Source organism: Actinomyces sp. zg296 (assembly GCF_009829695.1).
Classification (GTDB): Bacteria; Actinomycetota; Actinomycetes; order Actinomycetales; family Actinomycetaceae; genus Actinomyces; species Actinomyces marmotae.
Genome location: NZ_VWPG01000002.1, coordinates 258058 through 275265, shown reverse-complemented (window position 1 = coordinate 275265; position 17208 = coordinate 258058). Strand labels below are relative to the sequence as shown.

General features: G+C 72.7%; 11 protein-coding genes. 6 read left to right on the top strand and 5 right to left on the bottom strand.

The annotated features are described in order from the left end of the window. Positions 1 to 136: 136 nt before the first annotated feature. The 3 genes from GVV76_RS01485 to GVV76_RS01475 all read left to right on the top strand — a co-directional run bounded on the left by GVV76_RS01485 (position 137) and on the right by GVV76_RS01475 (position 6699). Entirely contained in the window at positions 137 to 2677 is a 2541-nt protein-coding gene (locus tag GVV76_RS01485; RefSeq protein WP_236263145.1) for a DEAD/DEAH box helicase, read from the top strand. A 216-nt stretch (positions 2678 to 2893) separates the two neighbouring features. Further along, positions 2894 to 4627: an ABC transporter ATP-binding protein gene (locus tag GVV76_RS01480; RefSeq protein WP_159624440.1), complete on the top strand. Its 1734-nt coding sequence runs from the start codon at positions 2894 to 2896 to the stop codon at positions 4625 to 4627. Beyond that, complete coding sequence (locus GVV76_RS01475) at positions 4624 to 6699, top strand: ABC transporter ATP-binding protein (RefSeq protein ID WP_159624438.1); 2076 nt, start codon at positions 4624 to 4626, stop codon at positions 6697 to 6699. Before GVV76_RS01480 ends, GVV76_RS01475 begins: the two co-directional genes overlap by 4 nt. Before the next feature lie 194 nt (positions 6700 to 6893). Here GVV76_RS01475 and GVV76_RS01470 read toward each other — a convergent pair whose 3' ends face one another. From GVV76_RS01470 to GVV76_RS01460, 3 genes are read right to left on the bottom strand one after another with little or no spacing between them, the layout of a single operon-like run. After that, positions 6894 to 7304, bottom strand: a complete 411-nt coding sequence (locus GVV76_RS01470; protein WP_328703554.1) for an Rv3654c family TadE-like protein — start codon at positions 7302 to 7304, stop codon at positions 6894 to 6896. A gap of 26 nt (positions 7305 to 7330) precedes the next feature. Further along, on the bottom strand, positions 7331 to 7717 hold the full coding sequence (locus GVV76_RS01465; protein ID WP_159524547.1) for a TadE family type IV pilus minor pilin: 387 nt from the start codon (positions 7715 to 7717) through the stop codon (positions 7331 to 7333). Next, on the bottom strand, positions 7714 to 8010 hold the full coding sequence (locus tag GVV76_RS01460) for a DUF4244 domain-containing protein (RefSeq protein ID WP_201288267.1): 297 nt from the start codon (positions 8008 to 8010) through the stop codon (positions 7714 to 7716). The genes GVV76_RS01465 and GVV76_RS01460 overlap by 4 nt, the downstream gene beginning before the upstream one ends. Before the next feature lie 377 nt (positions 8011 to 8387). On the opposite strand from GVV76_RS01460, the gene GVV76_RS01455 reads away from it, so the two are divergent. From GVV76_RS01455 to GVV76_RS01445, 3 genes are all read left to right on the top strand, one after another. Continuing rightward, positions 8388 to 9119, top strand: a complete 732-nt coding sequence (locus tag GVV76_RS01455) for a GOLPH3/VPS74 family protein (protein WP_159624434.1) — start codon at positions 8388 to 8390, stop codon at positions 9117 to 9119. Positions 9120 to 9206: 87 nt separating this feature from the next. Continuing rightward, a complete protein-coding gene (locus tag GVV76_RS01450) occupies positions 9207 to 9824 on the top strand; it encodes a GOLPH3/VPS74 family protein (RefSeq protein ID WP_159624432.1) in 618 nt (205 codons plus the stop codon). A 78-nt stretch (positions 9825 to 9902) separates the two neighbouring features. After that, on the top strand, positions 9903 to 11243 hold the full coding sequence (locus tag GVV76_RS01445) for a DUF4921 family protein (protein WP_159624430.1): 1341 nt from the start codon (positions 9903 to 9905) through the stop codon (positions 11241 to 11243). Between the two features lie 409 nt (positions 11244 to 11652). Here the strand turns inward: GVV76_RS01445 and GVV76_RS01440 are convergent, their stop codons facing one another. Then, a complete protein-coding gene (locus tag GVV76_RS01440) occupies positions 11653 to 12516 on the bottom strand; it encodes a glutathione transferase (protein ID WP_159624428.1) in 864 nt (287 codons plus the stop codon). 162 nt (positions 12517 to 12678) lie between these two features. Continuing rightward, positions 12679 to 17043: a hypothetical protein gene (locus tag GVV76_RS01435; protein WP_159624426.1), complete on the bottom strand. Its 4365-nt coding sequence runs from the start codon at positions 17041 to 17043 to the stop codon at positions 12679 to 12681. Positions 17044 to 17208: the final 165 nt, after the last annotated feature.

The window sequence follows — 17208 nt, the reverse complement described above, 5'->3', positions numbered from 1 at the left end:
GCCCCTCGATCAGCCGAGCAATCCTCAAACCTCGCCACCCGGGCGCCCCGACACCCAAGCCCATCGCACGTCGACACCGCTGCCGGGCAGGAACGGCCGTCTCACCGCGCTCATCGGCCTACGGCACACTGGTGCGGTGAGTCCTGAGCCACCCGCAGCGCCCATACCGGCCGCGCCTCCACCCGCGCGCGACCTCACCGCGCTGCTGGAGACCATCGGCGCGCGCGACGGCAGACTGGTCCACCTCGAGCGCACGCCCGCCCGGCCGGCCCGCCATGCCGACTGGCCGTCCTGGGCCGACCCGGCCCTCGTCGCCGCCCTGGCCGCCTCCGGCATCCCTCGGCCCTGGACTCACCAGGCCCAGGCCGCCAACTCTCTCCACGCCGGCCACCACACCGTCATCGCCACCGGCACTGGCTCTGGGAAGTCACTGGCCGCCTGGCTCCCCGCCGTCTCCGACATCCTCAGCGCCCAGCGCGCCGCTCACGCGGAGGGGACCAGCCACCGCATCTCCGCTCACGGCCGCCGCCCCACAGCCCTCTACCTCGCCCCCACCAAGGCCCTCGCCGCCGACCAGGCCGCCGCCCTCGACCGCCTCTCCGCCCGCATCGAGGCCGTCCAGGCAGGTGTCGCGGGTGCGCCGCGCCTCACCCTGCGCTCCAGCACCTGCGACGGGGACACTCCCCTGCCCGAGCGCGACTGGGCCCGCGCCCACGCCGACATCGTCCTGACCAACCCCGACTTCCTCCATTTCTCCCTCCTGCCCGGCCATGAGCGCTGGGCCCGCCTCCTGCGCTCGCTGCGCTACATCATCGTCGACGAGTGCCACGCCTATCGGGGCGTCATCGGGGCACATGTCGCCCTCGTCCTGCGCCGCCTCCTGCGCCTCGCCCGCCGCCTGAGCCCGGACTCCCCGGGCCCCACGGTCCTCGCCGCCTCGGCCACCGCCGCCGAGCCCGCCCTCACCGCCGCGCGCCTCATCGGGGCCCCACCCGCCGACGTCGTCGCCATCACGGATGACGGAGCCCCCGCCGGGGAGCGCGCACTGGCTCTCTGGCAGCCCGCCCTCATCGATCCGTGGGGCGTTGGCCCCGCCGATTCCACAGCCGCCCCCGACCCGGGCACCGCCGACACCCCCGGCGCCCCGAACCCACCCTCTCCGCGCCGCTCGGCAACCGCCGAAGCATCCGAGGTCCTCGTCGACCTTCTCAGCGCCGGAGCCCAGGCCCTCGTCTTCGTGCGCTCGCGCCGCTCCGCGGAGATCGTCGCCGAGCACGCGCGCCGCATCCTCACCCGCTCCGGCCCACCACTGGCCGGCTTGGCCGACGCCGTCGCCGCCTACCGGGGCGGCTACCTGCCTGAGGAGCGCCGCGCCCTGGAAACGGACCTGCGCCAGGGCCGCTTGCGCGCCCTGGCCACCACGAACGCCCTCGAACTGGGCATCGACGTGACCGGTCTAGACGCCGTCCTCATCGCCGGATGGCCCGGCACCCGCGTCTCACTGGGCCAGCAGGCCGGGCGCGCCGGACGCGCGGGCAGTCCCGGCGTCGCCGTCCTCATCGCCTCCGACAACCCCCTCGACGCCTACCTCGTCCATCACCCCGAGGACGTCCTCACCGCCCCCGAGGCCACCGTCTTCGACCCCACCAACCCCTACGTCCTCGCCCCGCACCTGTGCGCGGCCGCCTCCGAGTTCCCCCTTCGCGAGGCCGACCTCGACCTCTTCGGCCTGCCCGATGAGAGCCTCCTGGCCGACCTCGCCGAACGCGGGGCCCTGCGGCGGCGCCCTACCGGCTGGTTCTGGAACGCCGCCCTGCCCGGGCGCCCCCAGGACCTCACCAACCTGCGCGGAGACGGCCCGCCCGAGATCCCCATCGTCGAGTCCACCTCCGGCACCGTCATCGGCACCGCGCCTGGCGCCAGCGCCGACTCCTCCCTCCATGCCGGCGCCGTCTACATGCACCAGGGGCGCGCCTACGTCGTCGAGGAGCTCACCGAGGAGGCCGCCATCGTCACCCCGCGCCTGGTCGTGGGTTACCGGACCCGGGCCCGTGAGCGCTCCAGCGTGCGCATCCTCGCCGAGCGGCACGCCGAGGCCTGGGGTGACGGCCTCACCTGGAGCCTCGGAAGCGTGGAGGTCACCAGCCAAGTCACCGGCTACAACAAACTCGCCCTGCCCCACATGGACGTGGTCTCCCAGCACCCGCTGGACATGCCCGAGCGCGTCCTGCCCACCGCCGCCGTCTGGTGGACGATCCCTCTCGAGACCTGCGAGGCCGCCGGCGTCACCCCGGCTCGGCTGCCCGGTGCCCTGCACGCCGCCGAGCACGCCTCCATCGGCATCCTCCCCCTTCTGGCCACCTGCGACCGCTGGGACATCGGCGGGCTGTCCACCGCCCTGCACCCCCAGACCATGCGCCCCACCGTTTTCGTCCATGATGGCGCCGCCGGGGGCGCGGGCTTCGCGGAGCGCGGGCACCGCGCCGGGGCGCGCTGGCTGGAGGCCACGCTCGACGTCATCACCCAGTGCCGCTGCGCCACCGGCTGCCCCAGTTGCATCCAGTCCCCCAAATGCGGCAACAACAACGAGCCCCTGGACAAGGCCGGCGCCATCGCCCTGCTGCGCCTGCTCGCCCGGGCCGCGCGGTCGGCACGCTCAGCCTTACCCACACCCTGACTTTTCGTTGCAATCACGTTGGAGTTTGTCTCCAACGGAGACTCCCGTGTGCATTCTCCTCTCGAATGCACACGGGAGATTTCGCGCCTCATCGCAATCCGCGTCATTCCAACGACGAACTACCCCGAGCGCTCTTGTGAGCGTGCCATTCGCCCCCCAGCTGGGCCTAGGCGGCCCCTTGCCCTGACACGGTGTCAGGGGTCTAGGCTCGCTCACGTGCTGATACAACTGCTGCGGACGCACTTGCGCCCCTACTACGGGCTCCTGACCTGCGTGCTGGTCCTCGAGTTCGCGCAGGTCATGGCGTCGCTCTACTTGCCGACCCTCAACGCGGACATCATCAATCGCGGCGTGGCCGCCGGCGACACCGGCTTCATCTGGCGCACCGGGGGAATCATGCTCGCCGTGAGCGCCGCCCAGGGCGCCTGCACCATGCTCGCCACCTACCTGGCGGCGCGATCAGCTATGGGCCTGGGGCGGGACCTGCGCGCCAAGATCTTCCACCGGGTCGGCTCCTTCTCCGAGCGGGAGGTCACCTCCTTCGGCGCCGGCTCCCTCATCACCCGCAACACCAATGATGTCCAGCAGGTCCAGATGCTCGTCCTCATGGGCTGCACCATGCTCGTCATGGCGCCGATCATGGCGGTGGGCGGCATCATCATGGCGGTCACGCGCGCCCCGGGGCTCGCCTGGCTCATCGCCGTGAGCGTGCCGGTCCTGCTGGTGATCGTCGGCCTCATCGTGCGGCGCATGGTGCCGCTCTTCCGCTCCTACCAGGACCGGCTCGACGGCATCAACCGGGTCCTGCGCGAGCAACTCACCGGCATCCGGGTGGTGCGCGCCTTCGTGCGCGAGGGGGCCGAGACCGAGCGCTTCGCCATCGTCAACCATGACATGGCATGGGTGGGCGAGCGCGTGGGCCGCCTCTTCGTCACCCTGTTCCCGCTGGTCATGCTTGTCCTGGATGTCACGATCGTCGGCGTCATCTGGTACGGCGGGCATAGCGTGGGCTCGGGGGAGGTGGAGGTCGGCACCCTCATCGCCTTCATGGCCTACCTCATGCAGATCCTGATGGGGATCGTCCTGGCCTCCTTCATGACGATGATGATCCCGCGCGCGGCCGTGTGCGCCGAGCGCATCAGTGAGGTCCTGGCCGTCGACCCGTCGCTGACCGTCGCGGAGGGTGCCGTCACCGCCTTCCCGGAGCCCGGCGGCGTGGAGTTGCGCGACGTCACCTTCGCCTACCCCGGCGCCGAGGCGGCTGTTCTCACCGGTGTCTCCTTCCGCGTCACCCCCGGGTCGACGACGGCGATCGTCGGCTCCACCGGCTCGGGCAAGTCCACGCTCGTGGCGCTCCTGGCCCGGCTCGTCGACGCCACCGACGGGGCGGTGCTCATGGGCGGCGTGGACGTGCGCCGCGCTGAGCCCGAGGCCCTGTGGGCCACCCTCGGCCTGGTCCCCCAGAAGCCCTTCCTCTTCGCCGGCACGGTCGCCACAAACCTGCGGCTCGGCCGCGAGGAGGCCACCGACGACGAGCTGTGGGCCGCCCTGGAGGTCGCCCAGGCCCGCGACTTCGTGGAGGAGATGGACGGCGGGCTGGAGGCGTCCATCGCCCAGGGAGGCACGAACGTCTCCGGCGGGCAGCGCCAGCGCCTGGCCATCGCCCGCGCCCTCGTGCGGCGCCCGGACATCCTCATCTTCGACGACTCCTTCTCCGCGCTCGACGTGTCCACTGACGCCCGCCTGCGCGCGGCCCTCGCGCCCGCCACGGCGGGGGTCACGAAGATCGTTGTCGCCCAGAGGATCACCACCGTCACCGACGCCGATCAGATCCTCGTGCTCGACGGCGGACGGCTCGTCGGCACCGGCACCCATGAGGAACTGCTGGCCACCTGTGAGGTGTACCAGGAGATCGTCTCCTCCCAGCTCGGACAGGAGGTGGCCGCATGAGCCGCGACAAGAGCGACGAGCGGGCAGACCGCGCCCGCGCGACGGGCGCCGACGAGTTGAGCGAGGAGGACCTCAGGCTCGCCGCCGCGGCACAGGCCTCCTCCGATGACTGGCACTCCGGCCCGCCCCCGGGCAGGGCACAGGCCTTCTGGCCCTCCTTCCGCCGCATGATCGGCCTGCTGTCACCCTTCAAGGGGACGCTGGCGATCATCACGGTGGCGAGCGTCGCCGGGATCGTCCTGTCCGTGGCCGCGCCCAAGGTGCTGGGCAACGCCACGAACGTCATCTTCGAGGGCGTCATCTCCTCGCGCCTGCCCCCGGGCGCCACGAAGGCCGAGGTGGTCGAGGGCCTGCGCGCGGCGGGCGAAACCGATATGGCGAACATGGCCGCCGCGATGGACCTGCGGCCGGGCCAGGGCATCGACTTCGACCGCCTCAGCACGATCCTCGCCACCGTCCTCGTGCTGTACGTGGCCTCCGCTCTCCTGATGTGGCTGCAGGGCCTCCTGCTCAACCGCATCACCGTGACCGCCATGTTCCGGCTGCGCGAGCAGGTGGAGACCAAGATCCACCGCCTTCCGCTGTCCTACTTCGACCAGATGCAGCGCGGCGAGATGCTCTCCCGCGTCACCAACGACGTCGACAATGTCACCAACACCCTCCAGCAGTCGCTGTCCAGGGCGCTGACCTCGCTCCTCACGGTGATCGGCGTCATGGGGATGATGTTGTCGATCTCCTGGAAGCTGGCGCTGGTGGCGCTCGTCATCATCCCGCTCATGGGCGGGGTGTTCGGCATCATCGGGCCGCGCTCCCAGAAGGCCTTCACCCACCAGTGGGCGCGCACGGGCCGCATCAACACGCGCGTGGAGGAGTCCTTCTCCGGGCACGCCCTCGTGCGGGTGTATGGGCGCACGCAGACGGTGCGGGACGCTTTCGCCGAGGAGAACGACGCGCTCTACCGATCGGCGCTGCGCGCGCAGTTCCTCTCCGGCATCATGATGCCGCTCATGCTGGTCATCTCGAATGTCTCCTATGTGGCGATCGCGGTGGTCGGCGGGATCATGGTGGCCTCGGGGTCGCTGAGCCTGGGCAGCGTGCAGGCCTTCATCCAGTATTCCCAGCAGTTCTCCCAGCCGCTGGGCGAACTCGGCGGGATGGCCACCTCGGTGCAGTCCGGCACAGCCTCGGCCGAGCGCATCTTCGAGCTGCTCGACGCCGAGGAGGAGATCCCGGACGCCGAGGCCGGGCAGGCCGGGCAGGCCGAGGACGCCGTGGCGGACGGCGAGGACCGGGGCCCCGACGGCGCGGTCGGGGGCGCGGTCCACGCCGGCGTCATCGAGGTGGAGCACGCCCGCTTCTCCTACTCGCCTGACACCGAGCTCATCCGAGACCTCTCCCTGCGCGTGGAGCCCGGCCACACCGTGGCGATCGTCGGGCCGACGGGCGCCGGGAAGACCACCCTGGTCAACCTGCTCATGCGCTTCTACGAGCTCGACGGGGGCCGCATCACCCTGGACGGCCGGGACATCGCGTCGATGACGCGCCATGAGGCGCGCCGTCGGACGGGGATGGTGCTGCAGGACCCGTGGCTGTTCGAGGGGACGATCCGCGAGAACATCCGCTACGGGCGGCCCGGGGCATCGGACGAGGACGTGGAGGCGGCCGCCGAGGCGTGCTTCGTCGACCACATCATCAAGGCCCTCCCGCAGGGCTACGACACGCCCCTGGAGGAGGACGCCGCGAACATCTCCGCTGGTGAGCGCCAGTTGCTGACGATCGCACGCGCTTTCATCGCCAACCCCGCTGTCCTCATCCTCGATGAGGCCACGAGCTCGGTGGACACCCGCACGGAGCTGCTGGTCCAACGGGCGATGAACCGGCTGCGCGAGGGCCGGACGAGCTTCGTCATCGCGCACCGCCTGTCCACGATCCGCGACGCCGACACGATCCTCGTTATGGAGCATGGCGACATCGTGGAGCAGGGCCGTCACGCCAAGTTGCTGGAGCGCGGTGGGGCCTACGCCCGACTGCACGCCGCCCAGTTCGCCGGCCGGGAGCTGGTCTCCGACTGAGGGCCCGCGCAAGGGCGCCGAGTCGGGCCGCGACGCAGCGGTCTGACCAGCGGTCATGGCCCTACCCGCGGATTCTTCACGCCGCGGCTCGTAGTCCGACCCGTGTGCCGTTCCTCTGGCCCGAGAACCGGTCTCGGTCCTGTTTTCGACCGGTCTCGCGGCTGTTTTCGACCGGTCTCGGTTATAGGGCGGGGCTATGGGGCGAGGGTGGCGTCGACGGGACCGGCTCGGGCATGGGCGCGCGCCTGACGGGGCACCCCGAGGACCGTCACATCCACCGAGACTCCGACGATGACGTCCTCACCCTCAACCCGGCAGGAGTCGAGAGTCGCGCCATTGGCGGAGGCGAGGCGCTGCGCCGCGGCGCAGGGATCGCCCGGCGCGACGATCGAGTTCAGGGCGGTCGCCCCGGCCAACACGGCCATATCAGCGGCGGTCCGCGCCCGGCCGGCCGCCCCCTCCGCGCGCATGAGCCCGCTCAGGCCCAGGGTGATCGCCAGGATCACCTCGATGACGCCAGCCATGAGGACCGTCCCCTCACCCCGCTCACCCGTCAAGGTCCTCCCCCAGCGCCTCGACGGGCCCGGCCTGGCCAGCCGCCCCACCCCGGGATTCCGGCCACAGCCGCGCCTCACGGCCCATCACCGCCCGGCTCGGTGAAGGCGCAGGCCCGCGCCCGCAACGTGAGCCCCGCGCGCCCGAGGGGCCCGGGAGCGGCGCGGCTGATGCTCACGCAGGTGAGGTCCCCCGCGGCCCCCACCGCTATGGAGGACCCGGTGGGGGCAACGGCGCTCGCGCCAGCCAGCGGATCGGCGCCGATGGCCGCTTGGCGCGCGCCCACGCGGGCGGCGTCGGTCATGCGCATCTGCGCGGCGCCCGCCGCGAGCGCAGAGAGGGCCAGGAGAAGGACGATGACGACGGCGGGCATGGCGACCGCGAGCTCCGCCGTCGCCATGCCGGACTCGCCCCGGGGCGCGGGCGGCCTGCGGGCGCGCGGCAGCGGCTGCGCGGCGCTCATCCGACCGACAGCGCCGACTCGATGAGGGACTGCAGCACGCCCCTCAAGCTCCCTGAGCGCATGATCGCCAGCAGCAACCCGGCGAAGGCGGCCGCGGCGAGAGTGCCGATGGCGTATTCGGCGGTGGCCATGCCGGCCTCCCCCGCCGGGTCCGCCCCACCGTCGGGGATGGTGCGCGATGCGGCCTCGGCGCGCTCCAGGGCAGCGGCGATGGGCCCGGTCAGCAGGGCGTGCTCGGCGCCGGGATGGGCCAGGCCCCAGGCGCGGTGGAGGGTGAGAAGGGCGTTTTTCATGGGGATCTCCTCGGGATCGGGGGCGCTTGGCCCCGCGGGCACCATGCCCACTCTCCGAGGGTGAGCCCATCGAGGGCCCTTTGGGCGCGCTCCTCCACAGAATCGGACCGCGCCCGGGCGCCTCGGCGCCTGTGGTTCCCGGATCCCACGGCTGCGACGCCATCGCGCCGCCGCAGGGCTCCCGGCGTGGAGGCGCCTCCGGCCGCGCTATCCCAGACCTCGGTCTCCAGGGACTCAAGGGCGGCGCGCATCACCTCAGCGAGCGGTGCGCGCCCGCGCCCTCCCCACCCGCGTTGCCCCACGTCGTCCGGTGGTAGGAGGACGGATCGGCTGATCGGCCGAGGCACGCCGCGATGGCCCGCCCCTAGCCTGAGTCCGTGCTGATCGTCGAGTCGCTGCTCCTACTGCTCACCGAGGACTCGGGGAGGCCCGAAGGCTGGTCGAGCGACAACGACCTCATGCTGCGCGGGGCCCTCCTGTCCGACCTCATGCTGGCCGGCCGGATTGAGGCCGACACCGCCCGCACCGCGCGCCGCCCACGGATGCGCATCGTGGACGCCACGCCCACGGGCCATCCCGTGCTCGACGACGCCCTGGCCGTCCTGTCGGCCAAGAACGGCAAGCGCATCTCCTCCGCGCTCACCTGGGACGACCTGCGCCCCCACGACGCCGCCGGGACCTCCCTCGTCAAGGCCGGAGTCCTGACCAAGAGCACCGGCGCCACGCCCGGCGCCGCCGTGGAGCCCGCGGAGCCCGTGGAGCCCGCGGCACCAGCGGGCGCCGCGCCGTCGGCCGTTCCCGCCTTCCCCACCCACGACCCCCGCCCGGAGGCCGAGTTGCGGGAGCGGCTCTACGGCGAGATCGCGGGGACCCGCGCCCCGGACGCCCAGGACAGCGCGCTCCTGACGCTACTTCAGTCCACCGATGCGGCCTGGAGGATCCTGAGGGCTGAGCGCACGGGCCTGCGCCGCTCCGGACTCGCCCAGCGCATCAAGGAGATCGCGGAGCAGGCCCCGGTCACCGGCGCGATCAAGGAGGCGATCGCCTCGATCAGCAGCGCCGTCGGCGTCATCAGCGCCCGCACTCGGAGCGCCGCCGCCGCGACTTGAGTGATGCGCGTGGAGCGCGGTGAGCGCGCCCTGAGATTCCGTCGGGAGGATGAGGAGGCCCCGAGGAATTCGTCATAACGTGTGGGCATGCTGATCTCTGAACAGCTGCTCTCGATCCTGAGCGGGAACAGCGGGCGCTGCGGGGACTGGGCCCTGCGCGGCATCTACGGGCTGCGCGGCGCGGTGCTCGCCGACCTCCTCCTCGCTGGCAGACTCGATCTCACCCCGGGCCGGGATCCCATGATGCGCGTCATCGACAACGCGCCGACCAACAACCCCATCCTCGACCACGTCCTCTCCCAACTCCCCGCCGGGGAGGGCATTCGGTTCTCCTCCGCCATCGGGCGCGGGGAGCGCTCCGTGAAGGGCGTCATCGCCGAGCATGGGGCGGCCGGGCCCGCCGAGCATGGGGCGGCCGGCCCCGCCCCCGAACCGGGGGCCGGGATCGTGGACCGCCTCATCGCGGTCCTCGCCGGGGATCGGCCCGCCACGGCAGCCGATCAGGTTCTACTGTCGATCCTCAAGGGGCTGGGCCTGGGCAGGGCGGTGCTTCCCAGCGAGCGCACGGGCCTGAGCTGGAGCGGGTTATACCGGCGGATCAAGGAGATCACCGACGAGAACGCCCCGGGCGAGCCCCTGCGCGCCATGACGGACAGCCTGGCGGCCCTGACGATCATCGTGGCCACAGCCGACGGCAACCGCTGAGCATCCGGAGCCGCCGGGCAGACCGCTTCCCCTCATCGTTCCCGCTCCGGGGGCGGACGGACGGGTCAGAATGGGGCCATGCTCATGCCGTACTCCCCCGCAGCCGAGCCGCTCACCCGCATGGCCGACGGGACTGTCAAGCAGATCAGCCCCTTCACCGGCACGGAGGTGTGGACCGTGCCCGGGCGCGGGAACCGGCCCATCGCCCATCCCGTCGCCGAGCGCCATCCGCTGGCGCCCGGGGAGCGCGAGCGCGCCTGCGCCTTCTGCTCGGGCCGCTACCTGGAGACCCCGCCGGAGAAGTCGCGCGTCGTCATCGGGGCCGGCGGGGGCTTCGAACGGATCGACGGCGTCCCAGCCTCAGAGTTGGCCACGACGACGGCGGAGTTCCGGCGCATCCCCAACCTCTTCGAGATCGTCTCCTTCGACTACTGGCGCGCCAACCACGGCTTCGAGATCCCCGACGCCGCCCGCGAGCGCATGGAGGCCTATCTCGCCGATCCGGCCGGAGCCGAGCACGCGGCATCCATCGCCCGCGCCAAACTGCGCGCCTCCGGGACGGAGCCCGCAGTGTGGGAGACCTGGGGGCCCGCGGAGCGCCGCGCCTACCTGGCCTCCTTCTTCGCCGGCGGGCACGACATCATCGTGGGGCGCCGGCACTTCACCGACGACGCGGTCGACTCAGCCGGCCTGGCGGGCTCGGGAACGCTCAGCGTCACCGAGCACCGCGCCTACATCCGACTGGCGGTTGCCGCGGCGCACGACCTGTACGAGACGAACCGGTGGGTGCGCTACGTGGCGGTCTTCCAGAACTGGCTGCGGCCTGCCGGCGCCTCCTTCGATCACCTGCACAAGCAGCTCGTGGCCATCGATGAGCGCGGAGTCTCCGCCCAGTTGGAGCTGGAGAAAGTGCGGGCCAACCCGAACCTGTACAACGAGATGGCAGTGGATTACGCCGCCTACCAGGGGCTGCTCGTGGCGTCGAATGAGCACGCGGTGGCCTTCGCGGGCTTCGGGCACCGCTACCCCACGCTGGAGGTGTACTCAACGTCGGCGATCTGCGAGCCGTGGCGGATGAGCCGGGAGGAGGTCGATGCCGTAGCCGATCTCCTGCACGCCCTGCACGCCGCCACAGGGGCGGACGTGCCGAGCAATGAGGAGTGGCACCACAAGCCGATCGACGTCGATCAGCCCATGCCGTGGCATGTAACACTGAAGTGGAGGGTCTCCACGCTGGCGGGCTTCGAGGGCGGCACGAAGATCTACCTCAACACGATCGACCCGTGGAGCCTGCGCGAGCGCGTGGTGGAGCGGCTGGAGGACCTGCGGGCGGACCGCCTCATCGCGCCCATGATGGTGGGCGACGAGTGCCCGACCACCCCCAACCGCCTGCTGTACAACCCCGTCCTGAGCAGATGAGTGATGGGGGCGGAGGAGCGCCGGGACACGGTTGGGCGCACCACGACCGCCGCCCTACCTCCGCATCGCAGGGCGCCTTGCACGCTCACCTCTCCCAGTTCAACGAACGATCCGCATGATTCCAGGCTTTTCCATGAGAACCCGCACTCAGCGCATCTCTCCCATGTGCACGCCGGGCTCGTTTGCACATGGGAGAGATGCACAACTGACGCCCCAGCACGAGAAACGTTGAAATTCTGCGGATCTTGACGGCATCATCCGCGGATGAGCGTGCAGTCCTCGTCCCGGAGGGAACCGGACGGCGCGCTTTCCGCGCGACCGAGCCTCCCGGTGCGCTGTTTCGCGGTCGCGCCAGGCCGTGAAGACCTGCCCGATGAGCGCTGCTGCCGGAGAGTGGTCGCCCCTCGCCTTACAGCCCCAGGGCGCCGCGCTCGTCGGAGCTGACCCAGCCGGGGCGCTGCTCCAGGGCGCGGAACCAGCGCGACAGGGCCGGCCAGAAGCTGATCTGGGGCGCCTCGCTGCCCGGGTAGGACTGGCGGCCGCCGTACTCGTAGGCCTGGACGGTGGTGAACAGGCGGATGTCGGAACCGGTGGGCTCGGTGCCGCACAGGAACTGGCCGATGGACACGATCGAGGACAGCGGCGGCAGATCCACCAGTGTCATGCCGCCCTCGCGGGAGGGGTGCATGCGGGTGGCGCGCGCGAGCATCGTGTCGACAACGTCGAAGGCCACGAGCACGCCCTGCGCGGCCGCGGCCGCCTTGGCCTCATCCTTGGAGTGGGTGGCGACTCCGTGGCCGCGGTTGATGTGCTTGCCGATCCACTCGTCCCAGGCGTCAGTGGAGTTGCGGCGGTTCAAGGGGTAGAGGTCGGGGGCGCCGGCCCCGCGCAGGTCCCACCAGGCTGTGGCGAGGTCGAACAGGAGCGTGCCGGAGTCGTCGGACACGACCTGCCCGGTGGTGGTGTCCACGAGGGCCGGGACAGTGGGTGGCGGGGTGTAACCGGGGGTGGCGGCGTAAACCTCGGCCAGGGAGCGGGCGCCCAGGACGGCATCGGTACCGGGCTCGCCATCGGGGCCGGTGAGCTCCCAGAAGCCGTCCTCCCCCCGGCCGTAGCACATGGACAGCGGGAGGGCCTCGGTCAGGCCCAGCACGCGCCGGGCGATGAGGACCCTGCGCGACCAGGGGCATGACGGCGAGGCGACAAGCCGGTAGCGGCCCGCCTCTACGGGCAGATCGTCGGAGGAGAAGCGGTGCGAGGTGGCGATGGCCATGAGAACTCCCTGTGCTCGGTGCGCGGTGGGGGGCGGCGACACCCCCACAGGGACCATGGTCCTCCAGTTCGCGGGCCCTGTCATGCGGTCCGCGCCGTGTCCGCCTCGCTCATCGGTGGCCCTGCCCACGCTCCCCCGCCCCGCCGGCGACCGCGTCACCCACTAGGCCAGCCCCGGGGCCACCTCATCGACGAAGGCCAGCGCGTCACTGCCCTCCCATCGCGGATCGGCCAGGAGCTCGCGGAGGCGGTCGCAGGCGCGGCGCGCCTGATCGCGCTCATCGAGCTCGATGAGCGCGCGGATCATGCGGGTCAGCGGCTCCGCCGCGGCCTGGCGGTCGTCCTTGGCCATGAATCCCTCGACGGCGGCCTCGCAGTACGGAACGACCTCCGAGTCATGGCCGGCGCGCCCCAGGATGAACGCGTAGGCGTTGTGCCAGGCGCCGCGCTCCCAGGCCCGATCCTTCCCGGAGAAGGACTCCACGAGCAACTCGCGCGACTCCTCCATGAGGACGCGCGCCTCGTCAAGATGCTCGACGGCCTCGTCCCGGCTGGGCGCGTCGACGATGGCGCGGGCGGCCTGGCGAAGGCAGCGGGAGCGGTGGCGCTTGCCGTCCTCGGTGCCGGTGCCATGGAGGTCGGCGATCTGACGATGCAGGTCGGCGGCGGTGGCGTTGTCGCCGAGGTCGGCGGCGGCCCTCGCGGCGATGGTCAGCTGCTCGATGGCCCTGCCCACGTGGCCGTCGCGCACGAGGAGCCGGGCGGCGGCGGTGGCGTTGTCGACGACTCCCCGGTTCTGCCCCATGTCGGATTGCGCGGAGGCGAGCAGGCCCCGGATGTAGAGCTCGACGCCGGTGGCGTCGACGGCGCCCAGTTCTGACAGGGCCGTGGAGAAGGCCTCGACGGCCTCGGCGGTACGGCCGTCCCGCGCCAGGGCGCGGCCCAGTGAGACCGTGGCCAGTGGGCCGCTCACGGGGGCCTTGAGGGCGGTGAGGGCGTCGGCCGCCTGGCGCCGCTGCTCCAGCGAGACGTTGGTGGCGTGATCGGCGGCGGTGGTCTCGGCGAGGATCGTGCGGGCGTTCACGGCGGCGAGCACGGGAGCGCGGTCGTGACGGCGCAGGACAGCGTCGGCCAGCGCGCTGGCGCGATGCGGGAAGCCGGCCTCGTTGAGGCGCCGGGCCCGCAGGAGGTCGAGGTCGTCAGCGGGATGGTCGCCGTGGAACCCCTCGGGGACGGCATCGAGGATCCACTCGAAGAGCGCGATGGCGGCATCGGCGCCATCGGGGTCGGACAGCGCTGAGAGGACGCGGGCGAGATCGGCGGCGGTGTTGCCCATCTGGACGAGGCGACGGTGCTCGGTGCCCTGGACGGCGCTGTCGCGCTTGCCGGCGCGCTCCAGCGCGCCGAGGCGCTCCAGGGAGTCCTGGACGAGCCCCCACAGGGCCTCCAGGTAGTGATGGGCGCGTTCGGACAGGGCGGCGGCGCGGACGGCGTCGAGGCTCTCGCCCTCGGGGGTGTCCTGGGCGTCGGCCGCGAACTCGTCGCACAGGCTGAGGATGTCCAGGCGCAGGAAGCCGAGCTCGCCGTCGCGCGCCCCGATGGAGGAGCGCATGCGGTGGCGCTCACGGATGGCGCCCTGGTGGTCGCGCAGGAGGCGCTTGGCGTGGGCGCGCAGGAAGGCGGTCTCGATCTGCAGGTTGGCGGGACCCGGCCAGTCGGCCTCGAGGACCCCGCCGGCGGCCACGCGGTCGGCGACGACGAACCCATCCAGGTCCGCGCCGAGCCTGGCCAGCGAGCGCGAGTAGCGCAGGACGGCGTCCTTGGGACCGTAGACGGGCATGACAGGCTTGATCTCGAGCTCGGGGTAGGGACCCTCGAGGTCGGGGGCGGGGATGTCCTCCATCATCGGCTCGGGCTTGCGGCGGCTCCCCGCGCCGGACGGGATGGCGGGCACGAGTTGCTCGGGCTGGGCGGTCGGGGCCGCGGCGGCGCCAGGGGTGCCCGGGGCACTGGCGGCCACCGGGGAGCCGGGGGCGCTCGGCGCGTGGGGCGCGCTGCCGACGCCGCCCGCGCCGGAGACGGGCTCCGCGATCGGCGCGGGAAGCGGGCCACGCGCCGGGGACGCCGGGGGGGCGGGCGGCAGGAGCCGACCAGTCACCAGCGTGTCTGAGATCGACGCGGGGGAGGCGGTGGTCGAGGGAGCCGAGGGGCCCGACGGCGCCACCAGGGCGGGCGGCGCGGGGGCGGGCGGCGCGGGAGCGGCGCTGGGCGCGGAGCGCAGGACCGGGGCGGACTGGGCCGCGGGCGCGGAGACGATCCTCGGAACTGACGGAGTCCCGGCGCTACCGGCGGCCAGGGGCTCGGGGCTCATGGCGTCCGCCGGGGTGCTCGGGGTCCTCGAATCGGCGAAATCGGCGACGTCGGCCAGGATGGCGGGAGTGGCCAGGGCCGGGGCGGGCGCCGGGGAGACCGGTGGCGGCGGGGGCGGGACAAGGCCCGGCTGCGGCGCGGCCACGTACCCGTATGCGACGGGCGAGGCGGCCGAGTAGGACGAAGCGCCGGCGCGATCGGCGGCCCCCTCGACGGGGCCGATCTCCTCGGTGAAGAACTCGCTGGCGACCCGCTGCACGATCGAGCGGCGGACCGGGCCGCTGAAGGCCGGGGCCAGGGCGGCGATTCCGTCCGGGCGCGCCACCTCAGGGGAGAGGGCCGCGGGGCTGGTGGGAGCAGCCGGGCTCGCCGAGACGGCCACTGGCTGGTGCGGAGCAGTCGGAACATCCTCGACCAATACGTGAGCGGTCATGGAGGGAGGGCGCGCATCACCGCTGGTGGGCGCGGTCGGCACAGAATCGGGCATGAGCACGCCGCCGCCCGGTCCGCCCGGTCCGCCCGCGGGGATGCGGGCATGGCCCCTGACGGGGGTGGCGGGAGTCATGTCCGTCGGCCCGGCGATGCTCTCCCGGCCCGGCTGGGATGCTGGCGTCTCCTGGGGCATCTGCGCCGAGACGGCCGACGGCGCGGACGACGGCGCGACCTGGGCGGAGGCGGCGGAGAGCGCGCTGGCGGCGCCCTCGGAACCGGCAGCACCCTCGGAACCGGCGGCGCTCACCGTTCCGGCCGAGCCCATGGCACCCCCGGTCTCCTTCGCGCCGATGCTCGCCTGCCCGTCGGGTGGGGTGGCGGGGGACATCGCGGCGGCCCGCGCCTCCCCCTTGAGGGAGGCCGCGTCAATACCGGCCGCGCCGGACTGGCTGGCGAAGGTGGCGGTCCAGGCGTCGTTCTCACGACGGCTGCGCTGGTCGTCGGGGTCGAGCAGGCCGGCGAGGCGCGAGACGCGGGCGCTCAGGGGCGGATGCTCGTCGAGGGGCTCGGCGCTGGGATGCTCGGAGTCGGCCGGGGGCAGGGCGATCCCGCCGTCGCCGATGACGGGACGGGCCAGGTCGCGATCGAGCTGCTCGGAGACGGTGCGGTTGCCGTTGCGGCGGTCGTAGAGGCCGGCCAGGCGGCGGGCCCAGGCCTCCATGTCGACGCGCGCCTGGGCGATGCGCACGACCGCCGGGATGCCCGGGTCGGGGCACCAGGTGGCCTGTACCGGCGCGTCGGCACCGAGGATCTCGTTGCCCCATCCAGCGGCCTCGGCCTCGCGCAGCACGAGGGCCGCTCCGCGCAGGGCCGCCAGGAGGACCTCGCCGGACTCCGCCGTCGGGAGCCAGCTGAGGTGGCGGCGCAGGAGGGTGAGCGCGCGGTCGGGCTTGCCGGACAGGGCGAGGTACTGCCAGTGCAGGGCGATCGAGCGCAGGCTGCCCGGGCTGGACTCCTGGGCCCGGTAAGCATGCAGATGGGCGTTCCAGGCCGCCGCCGGGCGGCCCGAGGCCAGGAGGGCCAGGAGGGAGGCGGCGCGGACGGTCTCGCGCATCGGCCTCATGCCCACGTCCCCGCTGAGGATCGGGGCGGCGGTGGACACCGCGAGGTCCCACTCCTCGTTGCGAGTGGCCCAGTCGATTTCGAGGAGGGGCTGGTAGATGTCGCGGGCCGGGTCCTCCTCGGGCTCGGCGCTCCGCCACTGCGCGAGGGCCTTGGCGGCCTCATCCTCGTGGCCCAGGAGGGAGGCGACCTTGGAGCGCTGCCCGTAGATGCCCCGCATCGCGCCGCCCTGGGAGGAGTGGAAGGCCTCGACCTTGCGCGTGAGGAGCCGCAGTTGCTCCACCGAGACCGCGGGATTGCTCGCGGCGACCGCCACCGCCCACGTGCAGTCCCAGGTCAGAGTGCGCAACGCCTCGGAGCTGAACAGCTCGGGCCGCTGGGAGAACCGGGCGAGGCTCCAGTTGAGCGGGTCCAGGGCCCGCCACTGCTCGTTGCCCAGGAAGTACTCGCGGGTGAGGGCGACCCGGGAGGAGACCTGGAGGACCTCGGCGCCAAGCGCGTCCGCCCAGGTGACGGCCTCGGCCGTCAGGGCGGACACAGCCGGCGTGTGCTCCAGGCCGGCCGTATGGGCCAGTCTGGCGGTGATGTCCTCGCGGGTTGTCATGATGGTCCTTCCGATGGCGGTCAGGGCGGCTCGGGAAGCCGACGGGAGGTCATGGCGGGTGGGGATCCGGCCCCGTTATCCCGGCGCCGGGGGCGGCGCGGGATGCGCCCGGAGGGCCGGAGAGGACGGGAACCCACCGGGACGCCCGGGCCGAGACGAGAGGAT